A 13,540-nucleotide genomic window follows, 5' to 3' on the forward strand; every position below is an offset into this window, starting at 1 on the left:
GCCATTTTTTAAATGGAGCGATTCTATTTTTCCTTCGTTTGGACGGGATTTTGACAAAGTACCACCGAAGGAGCGCCAGTGCCTGGTTGGCCGAGTAGGCCACGGAGGGGATTTGGGTAGATTTGGCGCTGCGCGAGTCGTGTTGGGGGTGGATTTGCCCAGCGTAGGTCGTGTTGGGGGTGGATTTGCCCAGCGTAGGTCGTGTTGGGGGTGGATTTGCCCAGCGTAGGTCGTGTTGGGGTGGATTTGCCCAGCGTAGGTCGTGTTAGGGCAGATCTACCCCTGTGGGGGTCACGCCCGGACAGACCGACCCACGGCAGTTGACTATGCAACGGCAGACCCCCACTGACCTGCGGAACTTGGGCGGATGGACCCTGCTGAGATCAGACATGCGCAGCGCTAGAGGCATGTGGATGCGGGTCGTGTCACTGGCACACTTATGCCGTTGGTGCATTCAATGGGCGGGCCGTAGCAGATGCGGAGGTGATCATGGCGGTTTGCCCAGTGTTATGCCCGTCGGCAGGCATTTGAGACCCTGCGCCGGACGGAAGGCCGTCCGGGCAAAAGGCGACAGAGCGGACGGAGCGGCGATACGTGACCGCCAGGCCGGGGATGAGGTCCAGGCGCGTGGGAAGGTGAACCGTCGACAACCTGAAGCGCAGGGACCGTGAACGGTTGGGACCGTGAACGTGTGGAAACGCGGGAGGGAGAGTGAATGCCCGGGACGCGAACCTCCGGGCGCGCGGGAGGGAATAAACCGCCAGGCCCGGGAGGGAATGAACCGCCGGGAACCAGGAAGGGACCGACCGGCGACGCGAGACCGCCAGGCCGGGTAACGGGACCGGCATGATTGAGCACAAATCGCGGTCGTTCGCCCGTGGCATCCACGATGCGGCAGTGCTCGCGAAACCGCAGGCCTCGATTTATCCTCAGGGTATCCGCACACGCTGGAACAACGTATGGAAACGGATGGCAGTGCCGCAGAGGGGGACCGAAATGGTCTGTGCCAGTGGGAGCGCCAGTCCGTGCCAGTCCGTGTGTGGCCTATGCGCGATAGTCCAGACATCGAGCGAAAGACAAAGGAGGATGGACATGGCAGGTCATACGACACGAACCGTTCGAGCAGGACTCGAGAACGATATGGCCTACGGGTCAGTGGTACCCCCGGTCTACCTCTCGACGAACTTCGCTTTCGAGGCATTTGACAACAAACGCGAGTACGACTACACGCGGTGCGGCAATCCGACGCGTTCAATTCTGGCCGAGGCACTAGCCGATTTAGAAGGCGGCGCAGGAGCAGTTGTTACGGCGACGGGTACTGCCGCGATTACGCTCGCGCTTCTGACCTTCGTCAAGCCGGGGCAGAAGGTACTCGCCCCATGTGACTGTTACGGAGGAACATGGCGTTTGCTCTCGACATTGGCTGAGACTCGCCATCTCGACGTTGAGTTCGTTTCAATGACCGGAACGGCGGCGGTGTCGGCCATCACTGAGCAGCGGCCCGCAGTGGTCTTCATTGAAACGCCTTCCAACCCGCTGCTGCGCATCACCGATATACGCGCGACGGCCGCGGCCGCGAAGCAGGTGGGCGCCGTCGTCGTCGCCGACAATACTTTCCTCTCACCACTCGGGCAGCAACCGTTGCAACTCGGATGTGACATCGTGCTGCACTCCACCACGAAGTACATCAACGGGCATAGCGACGTGGTGGGCGGTGCCGTTGTGGCGAAGACTGCGGAGGACGCCGAGCGCCTGGCCTGGTGGGCGAATGTGCTAGGAGTGACGGGCAGTCCGTTCGATTCGTATCTCACTCTGCGTGGCCTGCGGACCCTGCGGGCGCGCTTGAACGTGCACCAGAGCAATGCGCGCGTTCTTGCGGAGACTTTGGCGGGGCGGCCAGAAGTATCTGCAGTCTACTATCCCGGCCTTTCCGATAGTCCTGACCATGAGTTAGCGACGGCGCAGCAGCAGGGCTACGGAGGTATGGTCTCCTTCGAGCTTGTCGGCGGCGAGGCCGCCGTGGAGGCCTTCCTCACCGGACTGGAGCATTTCTCCCTGGCTGAGTCTCTGGGTGGAGTGGAGTCTCTTGTGGCGCATCCTGCCTCCATGACGCACGCGGCGATGGATGCCCAGGCGCAGGCCGCAGCCGGTGTGACGCCTGGCCTGCTGCGACTGAGCGTGGGGATCGAGGACGCGGATGATCTGGTAGCGGACGTTCTTGCCGGTCTGGAGAGAGCGGGTGCTGCGGCGGGGGCTGCCGCAGCATAGGTCGCCACGGCGGCGAGGTTTACGACGATGTCGGCGAGAGACAATGTTGACGAGCGGTGGTCGAGGTTGTGAGTGACGCGGCGGACCAGAGCAGGGCCTAAGTTGCCCGCGACGCCGCCAACAAGCGTTGCCGTGGCAAGGGGCCATTCGAGCGAAACGCGGCGACCAGAATACGGGAGTTGTAGCTCGTATCACCGCGGCACGCACCAGCGACACGTCGCAGAGCATTCTGCTACACTTTGCACTATGACACTTCTTTACCGATTTTGTTGACAACTCCAGGTCTGCACCTGGAGTAGCCATGCAAAAGTAGTTGAGCGCCGGGCAGCGCGATGCAGCCTACCTGCGGCATGCCATAGGGGTCGACCAGTTAGGTCGGCCAGAGATAGGTAGAAGATGTCATACCGAGACAACGATCTTTTCGGCGACGCTGCCCGCGTGCGCGATGCGGGCATCCAGCAGAACCGCGCAGACAGTGCAAAGACTCCTCCGGGCACCCAGCGCGACCGCCACCTACACGTTGGCTGGCACCCGCAGCGCTGGCCCGAGTTCATGCGTGAGCCGGTGGAGCACCGCGATCCTGTGCCGGAGCTTCCCTCCGGGCCGCGTGCCCTCATCCGCGCGCTGCTGCGCCGCAACCTGAAACCCATCGTGTTGTGCAGCACGGTACTCGCGATGAGCTACATCTCCATGGCCCTTGTTCCGTGGGCGATTGGGACCCTACTCGACTCGGATCTGCACCATGGACTGACGGCGGCACTCGTGCCACCCACTCTCGTTTTCGTGGGCATTGTTCTGCTTGCGGCATTCGGTGGCCTGGCAGAAACGCCGCAAACGGCACTTTGGCTGCGCGGTACATGGGATCCGGTGCGTCTTCTGATGGGCAAGGTATTCATGCGCCGCACGACGACGTCGCAAGAGATGCCCTCTGGCGATCTTGTGGCAGTGGTAACCAGCGACAGCAATAAACTGGGCGCTTTGCTGGAATGGATACCCGAACTGGTCAGTTCCCTTGCGGCGTTCGCCGTTGTCGCGGTGTTGATGCTGCGGGTATCTCTGCCGTTAGGGCTGTTCGTGATTATTGGCATGCCACTGCTCTTGTACGGCATTTCTCGCATTATCAAGCCGTTGCAAGAGCGGATTGCCGCCCAGCGTGAGGAACAGGGAAAACTGACGGCGCTAGCTTCCGATGCCATCGTGGGACTGCGCGTTCTGCGCGGCGTTGGTGGGGAAGACCGCTACAACGAGGCGTACGTCAAGCAGTCGCGGGCTGTGCAGGAGGCTGGTATACGCGCCGCGCGGCCACGGGCGCTGCTCGACGCCATCCAAACGGCGGGGCCGGCGCTATTCACGGCGATTGTGGTCGGTGGCGGGCTGTGGATGACCTACCTCGGGAGCATGACGTCCGGAGAGCTGGTCGCCTTTTATGGTTACACGGCGTTCCTTTCCATGCCAATCGGCTTGATTTCGCAGATGATTCAGATCACCTCTCGCGCTTGGGTTGCGGCGAAGAAGTTCTCGCGCGTATTTGAGGGTGAGCCGTTAGCTGGTGACGACGAGCGCCAAGCCAGCATCGGCAAGCGCCAGGCCGACGACGAGCACGAAGCCAGCGACGACGGACCTTGGCCCAATGACGAGCGGAACTCGGGCAGCGAGGCGAGGGTCGGCGGCGAAGATGCAGGTGAGCGCGGGAGCGTTACTGGCGCCCCCTCTGGCCGAGCCCCCGGCCGTACCCCGGCGCCGCCTCTGACGTAGCCCTGGCCGCGCCCCTGACCCCGCCCGCACATCGCTCCCCGCTCCGGACTGGGGTGTGGTGACGTTGACCGATCTGGCCAGCGGCGTGGCGGTCCGGCCCGGTGTGATGACGGCCTTGGTGTCTGCCGCATCCGGGGAGACAAGAACCATCGCGTCGCGGCTCTCCCGCCGGGATGATCGGGATGAGGTCCGCGCGGACGGCGTCGACATCCGTCGTTATCCGGTCGATGAAGTCCGCCGTGGCATCGTATACGTTGGGCCGATCGCCGAACTATTCACCGGCACTCTGCGATCCGGGCTGCTCGGTCCGAGTGCTCCCTACATTGAGCCGCGCGACATACGTCAACAGATCGAGGACACCCTGGCACCGGATGGAGACATCAGGCCCCTCTTCACCGAGTCGGGCGAAACCGAGGGCGACGCGCAATTGCTAGCGGCGCTTCGCACCGCCCATGCCGATGACGTTCTCGAGTCGCTGCCGGAAGGGCTTAATGGCCAAATCGCCGAGCGAGGGAGGTCTCTCTCCGGCGGTCAACGGCAGCGTTCCGTCCTCGCTCGTGCGCTATATCAGGAGCCGCCCATCGTCATCCTGGTGGAGCCGACCAGCGCCGTCGATTCGCATACCGAAGCGCGAATTGCCGCGAATCTGGCTGAGGCCCGATCTGGCCGGACCACGGTACTGGTGACGACGTCGCCCCTGTTGCTGAACCATTGCGATGAAGTCGTCCTAGTGCGGGATGGGAAAGAAGTTGCGCGCGGCACCCACTGGCAGCTTCTTGAGAGCCCGGAGTATGTCGCCGTCGTGCACCGCGGTGAGCGAACGCAGTCCGCCGCATCTAAGAATCAACCGGTAACCCTAGCTACAGCTTCCCAGCCGCTAGACCGCGCTGTGACTCACGAGCCACCGCCCGGGAATATCAATGATCAATCGGCGCCGACCACGGAGTATCCAGGAGATGACGCATGAGACTACCTACCGCTGATTCCCGCACGGTATCGCGCAGGCTGGGTGGCCTCGTTGCGCAGCATCGCGGGCGATTCTGCCTGGTTATCGGCCTGCAACTCCTGGTTGCTCTGGCCTCGGTGGTAGCACCGCAGGTTATTGGCCGCGCTATTGATGCGGTCTCCAGCGGAACGACGCCGGGGTATATCCAGCGCCTTATCGCCCTGCTGCTCGCCGTGGTGGTGATTCAAGGAATCCTCGCCTACTTCGGCAACTATCAGAGCCTGGTGTTGGGCGAACTGATATTCGCGCAGTTACGCAACGGGGTCGTCAATAGGGTCACGCATCTGCCGATTTCGGTTGTGGAGTCGGCGGGAACCGGCGACCTGCTCGGGCGGACAACGCATGATATTGATCGCGTACAGACCTTCGTGCACCGGGGAATCCCGCGCTTTCTCATTCTGGTGCTGACGATCCTCGTAACAATGGGAGCCGCTGTTCTCGCGGAGCCGCAGGTCGGCTTCCTCGTCGTCGTACCGATTATTCCGATGTGGCTCGCCATACGCTGGTACACCCGGCGTTCCATTCCCGCCTATCTGGCGGCGTCGGCCCTGTGGTCCGGGGTATCGGGCACGGTGTCCGAGACAGTCGAACAGATCGGCACAGTTGACTCTCTCCGGCTCGGAGAAATGCGTGTTTCGCGTATGAGCGTATTGATCCGTGAGCTGTGGCGCAATGAACGGTACACGGGGTGGATCAGGAGCGTCTTCATCGTGGCGGTGCAACTGATTGTGTCACTGCCGATCCTCCTCGTGATCGCATGGGGCGCCTACCTGATGGGACGTGGCGTCACCACTCTGGGGGCGGTAACGGCAGTGGCGCTGTATACGCAACAATTGCGCGGCCCCCTGTGGGAGCTGGGGTGGTGGATGAACGAACTGCAGTTCTCCTCGGCATCCTTCGCGCGGATTTTCGGCGTAGACATGGTTCCCTCCGAATCCGTTTCCGACGACGTCGAGGAGCCGCGTGGAGCGGATCTGGCCTGCCGCGACGTGCATTTCTCCTACCGCGATGGAGAGGAGGTGCTGCACGGTGTTGATCTTGATGTGCGGCCGGGTGAGACCTTGGCCATTGTTGGGCCGTCGGGAGCGGGAAAATCAACCCTTGGCCGACTCATCGCCGGGATTAATGCCCCGGACTCAGGTGCGGTGCAGGTGGGTGGTGCGCAGGTCACGCGCATCGGGGAAGCGCAACTCTGTTCGACGGTCGCATTGGTCACGCAGGAACACCACGTCTTTGTTGGTACGGTGGCCGATAATCTACGTTTTGCAAAGCCGGATGCCACTGACGACGAATTACGCGCTGCTTTGGCCAGTGTGAATGCGACGTGGCTAGCTGAACTGGAGGACGGCCTGGAGACCGTCGTCGGCTCTGGCGGAAAACGGCTTACCCCGGCACAGGCGCAGCAGATTGCCCTGGCGCGAATCGTGCTTCTGGACCCGAAGGTGCTGATTCTGGACGAAGCGACGTCGTTACTGGACACCACGGCGGCGCGTTCGGTGGAACAATCACTGGCTAATGTGCTGGCGGGACGCACCGTTATTTCCATTGCACACCGGCTCTACACAGCACATGACGCAGACCGAGTTGCTGTGATGCGTGACGGCTATCTTGTTGAACTTGGTAGTCATGATGAACTCGTCGTTAGTGGTGGGGAGTATGCCCGCCTGTGGACGGCGTGGCAGCAAGACTGAGAGATTCGTCACGTCTATCGGTTGGGTTATGTGATCACCTGTGACACTTTCGGGGCAAAAGGCGAAATGTGCGCGCCCGTGACCTGCGAGGAGACTCACGGCAGAGTCTATGTGCTCACAATTGGAGAATTGTCGCCGTGAAGGCTGACAAAGTGGCGAAATAACGCGAATCGCGGCGTCCTCTCCCGCCCTGTGCTAGGTTCGATCAGCAAAGAAGGATAAGTTTTCTGTCACCATGCGCTCTGGTCACGCCCGGAGCCACGGTGCGGTGAACAGTTGACACACAATCCTCAGGAGGAATGGATGACTGGGCACACTCGTGTGGCCGCACCAGACGGGCGGCGGTATCGCCGACTCGTGCTTGCGTTCACGGCGCTCGTCGCAATGCTCTGCACGCAAATCGGCATTGTGGCGCCCGCTCAGGCGGCCGACAACCCAAACATCAAGGTCAGTGACCTCGTATTGACCAAGACCGATAGCAATGGCAATCCACAAGGTGGAGGCTTGCGTGTTGAAGACTATGCGCGTCTCGACTTCTCCTGGGATGCGTCGAGTGCCGATGTGAAGGATGGTGATTCCTTCACTATCGACCTCGGCAGCTATTTCCGGAACCTGGAGTATCCGAAGAGCACGCCGATGACGGTGACCTACAACGGTCAGCAGGTCGAGATCGGCACTTGCGATCTCACGCGGACCACCGTCGTGTGCACCTTCAATGAGAAGGCCGAGGAACTGAAAAACTCGGGTTTCACCGCTATCAGTGGAACCGGATCGGCCATGCTGCGCGTATTGGTGGCGACTGACTCAGAGACTGCCGATATCACCACGAACGGCGTGACCTCTGTTGATCTGCCGGATACCGGTGGTATTGGTGAGGTTATCGGCACGCCGTTCTCGAAGTTCAGGTTCGACAAGTGGGCCGGCGGCCTTCTGAGCGATGGCAGCAAGATGCAGTGGGGGTTGAACTTCGGCACGGAGTATCTGACCCAGCAGGCAGGGCTCCCTCTCGACGGAAGTCGGCAAACCATCACCATCACGGATACTCTCGGTGAGGGCTTGTACTTCGATCCCGCCACGTTCAGGGAGTGGATTCTCTACTATCGCGGCACCGAGGGACAAGACTCTGTTATCACCCTCAACGCGCTGACCGATGCCACCGGCAATGATCGCAGCCTCACCTGGGGCGATTTCGATATGGATGTGGAAATCGACGCAACCGGCAGGGTCGCCACGATCAAGGTGACCGGTCCTTTTCTGCCGAACTCGAACTACTCGGTTGTCTACTGGTGTAATTTCGAGGGTGGTGAGGTGACTCGTGGTGTCGTGTACGACAACGAGGCAACTATCACCGGCACCGAAGTGCAGGGTGAGAGCTCGCGCACCTTCGTCGAGTCCTTCTCCATCACGGTTAATATGAAGGCTGGCTATGGCGGGTTCGATATCACGAAGCTCGCCACCGGTGCAGGAGCAGCCACCGTTCCTGCTAACACCGAGTTCACGGTTGACGTGGAATATGAACTTCCGGCTGCTGCCTCGAATTACGCAGATTGGGAAGCTCCCGGTACGTTGAACGCAGACGGCTTAACGGGTACTACGACGATGACCGTGATTCTTGGCCAGAAGGTACCGTTCAACGGCACCTTCCCGCAGGGTACGAAGATCACGCTCTCGGAGGATCCGAACTCGGAGAACGCCAGTGGACTCTCGTGGGGTACGCCGGTGTTCACAATCGGCAGCTCCACAACAAACACGCTGACGATCAGCGATCAGATTTCGACGGCTGTCACGTTGACCAACACGACGGCGCCGCAGGGCACTTTCGCGGTGAAGAAAACCGTGACAGGTAGTGCGGAAGCAGTGAGTAAGGAGTTCAGCTTCGATTACTCCTGTTCTGACGGTTCGACTGGCTCTCTGAAGGTTAAGGGTGACGGTAATGCGGTCAAGTCCGATAAGAACTTCGCCTTGGGTACCACGTGTACGATCACTGAGGACGCGAGTTCTGCCCAACTTGCCGAGTACTCGCTAGATGTGCCGGAAGCGCAGACGGTAGAAATCTCGGATGCGACCTCGCCCGTTGAGGTCGCCTTCACGAACGACTACAAGCGCCTCAGTGGTGGATTCTCAGTGAAGAAGACGGTTGCAGGCGATGCGGCCGACCTTGCTCCGGCGAGCTTCGATTTTGAGTACGCCTGTATAGATGCTGCTGGTAAAGAGACTGCCTCAGGAACTCTGACGGTTCAGAATGGGGAGTCGGCATCTGCTGAGGACATCCCAACCGGTACCTGCACTGTTTCAGAAAAGAGTGCAGGGGTCGATGGTGCACAGTTGGCTACCAAATTGACGGTCGATGGTGAGGCTGTCGATGGCAATACGGCTACAGTCAATGTGACCGACGGTTCGGCCGTTGTTGTGGAAGCGACCAACACGTACACGCGCGAGCGCGGCTCGTTCTCAGTAAAGAAGGCCGTTACCGGCGAGTACACTCCGGTTGAGGGAGATTCCTTCACGGTGAAGTACACCTGTGATGATGCCGATAAGACGGAGGGAACGCTCAATGTCCCCGCCGACGGAACAGCGGTTACAGTAGATGGGCTGCCTGCGGGCACCTCCTGCACTGTTGCTGAGGATGAGGCTTCCGCACAGCGGGACGGATACGCTTTGGACGTGTCGTACTCGTCAGACAAGGTGATGATCGAAAAGTGTAAGACACAGGAAGTAACCGTGACCAATGAGTACACGCGTCTGGTTGGTGGGTTCACTGTTGCTAAGACGGTCGATGGTGATGGTGCTCAGTTTGCGCCGGCCTCCTTCGATTTCGACTACAGCTGTGCGGATGCTGCGGGTGCGGCAACTGTTTCCGGTACCTTGACGGTGCAGGCGGGCTCTTCGGCGAGTGTGGCCGATGTTCCCACCGGCTCGTGCACGGTCAAGGAGAAGGACGCATCCGTTGCCAATACGCAGTTGACTACCAAGTTGACGGTTGATGGTGCGGCTGTCGATGGCGATACGGCTACAGTCAATGTGACCGACGGCGCGAGCGTGGCCGTTGCGGCCACCAATACCTATACGCGTGATCGTGGTTCGTTCTCTGTGGCGAAGAAGGTGACTGGTGACTACACTGCTGCAGGTGATTCCTTCACCGTGAATTACACGTGTGATGATGCCGATAAGACCTCTGGATCGTTGTCCGTTCCGGCTGACGGCACGGCGGTGATGGTAGATGGTCTGCCAGTTGGTACGACGTGCACATTGACCGAGGATGCGGAGTCTTCACAGCGCGAGGGATATGCATTGGCGACGTCGTACTCCTCGACCACTGTGATGATCGAGAAGGATAAGACGCTGCCGATGACCGTGACCAATGAGTACACGCGTCTGGTTGGTGGGTTCACTGTTGCTAAGACGGTCGATGGTGATGGTGCTCAGTTTGCGCCGCAGTCTTTCGGTTTCGATTACACGTGTGTAGATGGTGCGGGTAACGAGACGATGTCCGGTACGTTGACGGTGCGGGCGGGGAAGTCTGAGCAGGTCACGGATGTGCCTGTGGGTTCGTGTACGGTCACGGAGAAGGATGCGTTTGTTGCCAATGCGCAGGTGGCTACCAGACTGAGTGTTGATGGCAATGTTGTGGAAGGTAAGTCTGCGACTATCGAAATTGGTGATGGATCGGCCATTGCTGTTGAGGCGACTAATACTTACACGTTGGATCGTGGTTCGTTCTCTGTGGTGAAGAAGGTCTCTGGTGCCGATGTGGCTAAGGGTAAGAGCTTCACGTTTGCTTACGAGTGTTCGGATGGGTCGATTGGTTCACTGACGGTTCCTGGTGACGGGACGGTGGTGAAGGCTGACAAGACGTTCCCGGTGGGCACGGCATGTGAAGTTGTTGAGGATGTTAATTCAGCTCAGTTGAGTGGCTACACGGTGAAGGTTCCCGCTGCGCAGAAGGTGGGTATCGAGGAGAAGGATAAGGTGGTGGAGTTGAGCTTCACGAATACTTACACGGAGAACACTCCGCCTCCGCCGTCGAAGAGTACGCCTTCTTCGGCGCCAAAGAAGGCAAAGAAGTCTTTGCCGTTGACGGGCGCGGACCTGCGCGCTCCGGGTGCAATGGCCGTGGTGGCGATTGTTGCTGGAGGTTTGGTGCTTTGGGTTCGACGTCGGGAAGCATAGAGATGTGGTCAGGTGCCTGTAGTACTACGGCTCTGATAGGGCCTGGGCTGCACGGTGAGTTCTGACGGATACATCCGGATGGCAAGGGCGACTGCGTGATGCGCAGTCGCCCTTGCCTTTTGTGGTCACTTTCGTGTCGGCGTGGAGAGCGCGTGTTCTTGAGGAGTGCTGGGGCGCAATGCGTGGTCAAGGTGACGGGCTTGGCTATGGGGTGATGTGTGCGCTGGGGGATAGGTGGCTGCTGCCTGGTGTTCAAATCCCGTCCAAACGACTGAAAACTTGATCGGATCGATATAAGAACTGGCGGAATCACGCGGATTTCGACGCCCTCCCTGAGCGAGTACCTTTCGTTTGGACGGGATTTGGACACCTCTCACCCCGGCTGCGGCCCCTCCACCGTCATTCCACCATGATCTGGACGTTCCAGAACGCAGGTAGGTCCTGATTCTGCCTGCCGTAGGTTCCACCAAGAACGCATCCGACATACGCCAAGCACCGTCATATGCACAGCCGAATGAATGACGCCTTTTCGCCATCTGTACGCAGGGCACCGTTTGGCGCCTGTCCAACTGAGGCTCCTCCGCCCCGGCCTGGCGGCAGACAGGTTAGAACCCGCGGGCTGCCAGTTCGGTCTGCATCTCGATGGTATTGAGGATAATGTCGGTGGGATATGCGCCGTTGATGAAACTGCCCCTCACAATCAGATTGGGTGTCCCGGTCAGTCCGAGAGTGTTGCGGGCATAGTCCGTCTGCGAAGTCACTGCCTGCTGCGTCTCATCGGAAGCGTAATCGTTACGGAACTGGTCCATATCAGGAATTCCAGCCTGCTTGGCAATTTCCTCAACGGACTCATCGGTATAGGTGGGATGATTTCCGTCACCGGCACTATCGTATGCTGCAGCGATGAACTCCCAGAGCTTGTCTTGCTTCGCGGCGGCAATGGTGCCACGTGCGGCCTTATCAGAACCATAGTCTCCGAAGATGACGAAGTTGTGCCACTCCAAGCGGATCTTTCCCTCGTCAGCCATCTCCTCTAGTTTGTCCATAGATTCGGTATGCAGTCGGGTGCACAAAGGACACGAGAAGTCACCAAACACATGGACTGTAACAGGAGCGTCCGCAGGTCCGCGGACCAGCCCTGTATCTCCTTCCTCATCGATTGACAGGGCAAGTTCCCAACCAGGGCTAAGCAAACTGGGCACATAATCGGTTCCGGCGACCCACCCCTTCTCATCGGCGATTTTGGCCTCAGCGACCTGCAGATCGGTGAGTTCTTCCGTAGCGGTAGTCGAAGTGGATGAAGATTCCGTGGGTGATCCGATTGGCGTCGTGGATGCCGTGGTCGGTCCATTGCTGCTCGTATTGTCCCAAGGCCGGATGAGTGCAATGATCAGCGCGATGGCCAGGAGTGCCACCACGACGATAAGGCTGATGATGGCGGGAGAGGTCTTCCGGGTAGCCCCCGCTCCGGGGCTGGCAGGCGGGGCAGCAAATGCTGCACCACCGGGCCGAGGGGCGCCGTCGGTAGTGGATGATCCCTCCCCAGCGGTGAAGTCACCCGAATTCTGCGGGGGTGTCGGTTCCTGTGGTGGCGTATTGCTGTCTGTCATAGCGATCCTTTCTTATCGGCCCGGCATGGGACGGGCCAGAGCTTCGGAGCTGTTGCCGATTGCTGCCAGGCGCAACCGATCCCTGTTCAATACGTTATCAATCTTCGATCCAGTTGTTCAGAGCGCGCATGTACCCCTCGGCATCCTCGTCTTCAAAGATATTGAAGATGATAAGTTCGATAACATCGGTGCCGTGCAACTGCAGCCAGCGATTAACGGTGGAAAGAGCGATATGCGTGGCCTCCTCGAAGGGGAAGCCATTCTTTCCGGTGGACAGGGCGCAGAAGGATACCTGGTGGATATCGCCTTTCTCCGCCGCCAGATCGAGGCATGACGTGTAGCAACGTGCGAGGGCCTCACGGTCGGCGTCGGTCGGATTTCCAGCCGCAGGCCGCGGGCTTACGGTGTGCAGCACATACCGTGCGGGAAGGCGATAGCCGCGGGTCAGCTTGGCTCCACCAATCTCCTCGTTGCTACCCTGCATCTTGTGGATAATCGCGCAATCGTTGCGGATCCATGGCCCGCCCTGCCCCTGGATGTAATTGTCGATACAGGGATGGTGGGGGTCCTTACAGCCGAGCAGATCCGGCATGGCGGCATTGACGACGGCATCCGCCTTCAACTCGCGCACATCTCCACGCCACATGGCAACATTCCGGGCTGAGCCGTAGTCGGAGAACGGCATCATTTCGGAGATACGCATGAGATTGCGCCCGGTTGTCCGCCCGAGGTGCGCGGAGCGACGCGAAAGGAGCACATCAACGGCGTCGGAGACTCCTGGGCTCAGCGGGCCAGGTTCGCGAGTGACAAGCTTGAAGCGTAATGTCTCCCGCAGCGCGTCCTCGTCGATGTTCGCATCGGCAGCGAAAAGCGGCCCGCTACCCGGAGTTGTCAGACCGTCAAGTGCGATTGTTAGTAGTTCAAGATCCGAGCGGGGATCATTGTCCGCAAGCGCTCTGATGGGCTCATCCAAATGAATAGCTTCTCGGTATGCGGAAAGTGGAAGCATAACTCCTCCTTCAACCGGCATTCGTTCCCCT

General features: G+C 59.8%; 7 protein-coding genes. 5 read left to right on the plus strand and 2 right to left on the minus strand.

Features of this window, described 5'->3' with window-relative positions; genetic code table 11:
- The first annotated feature begins 1,092 nt into the window (after positions 1 to 1,092).
- From metB to DDD63_RS00220, 5 genes are all read left to right on the plus strand, one after another.
- Positions 1,093 to 2,268, plus strand: a complete 1,176-nt coding sequence (gene metB / locus DDD63_RS00200; protein WP_205647271.1) for a cystathionine gamma-synthase — start codon at positions 1,093 to 1,095, stop codon at positions 2,266 to 2,268.
- A 396-nt stretch (positions 2,269 to 2,664) separates the two neighbouring features.
- A complete protein-coding gene (locus DDD63_RS00205; RefSeq protein WP_108714675.1) occupies positions 2,665 to 4,023 on the plus strand; it encodes an ABC transporter ATP-binding protein in 1,359 nt (452 codons plus the stop codon).
- A gap of 55 nt (positions 4,024 to 4,078) precedes the next feature.
- Entirely contained in the window at positions 4,079 to 4,990 is a 912-nt protein-coding gene (locus DDD63_RS00210) for an ATP-binding cassette domain-containing protein (protein ID WP_125482366.1), read from the plus strand.
- Positions 4,987 to 6,720 (plus strand): ABC transporter ATP-binding protein, encoded by a 1,734-nt coding sequence (locus DDD63_RS00215; RefSeq protein WP_108714676.1) that lies wholly within the window; start codon positions 4,987 to 4,989, stop codon positions 6,718 to 6,720. The genes DDD63_RS00210 and DDD63_RS00215 overlap by 4 nt, the downstream gene beginning before the upstream one ends.
- A 303-nt stretch (positions 6,721 to 7,023) precedes the next feature.
- The gene (locus DDD63_RS00220) at positions 7,024 to 10,890 is read left to right on the plus strand and encodes a DUF5979 domain-containing protein (protein ID WP_108714677.1); all 3,867 of its coding nucleotides are present in this window, start codon (positions 7,024 to 7,026) and stop codon (positions 10,888 to 10,890) included.
- Positions 10,891 to 11,495: 605 nt separating this feature from the next.
- On the opposite strand, the gene DDD63_RS00225 is transcribed toward DDD63_RS00220, so the two are convergent.
- Positions 11,496 to 12,500 (minus strand): thioredoxin domain-containing protein, encoded by a 1,005-nt coding sequence (locus DDD63_RS00225; RefSeq protein ID WP_108714678.1) that lies wholly within the window; start codon positions 12,498 to 12,500, stop codon positions 11,496 to 11,498.
- A 97-nt stretch (positions 12,501 to 12,597) separates the two neighbouring features.
- The gene (locus DDD63_RS00230; RefSeq protein ID WP_108714679.1) at positions 12,598 to 13,509 is read right to left on the minus strand and encodes a macro domain-containing protein; all 912 of its coding nucleotides are present in this window, start codon (positions 13,507 to 13,509) and stop codon (positions 12,598 to 12,600) included.
- Between the last annotated feature and the right edge of the window lie 31 nt (positions 13,510 to 13,540).

The organism is Actinobaculum sp. 313 (genome assembly GCF_003073475.1).
Taxonomy (GTDB): domain Bacteria; phylum Actinomycetota; class Actinomycetes; order Actinomycetales; family Actinomycetaceae; genus Asp313.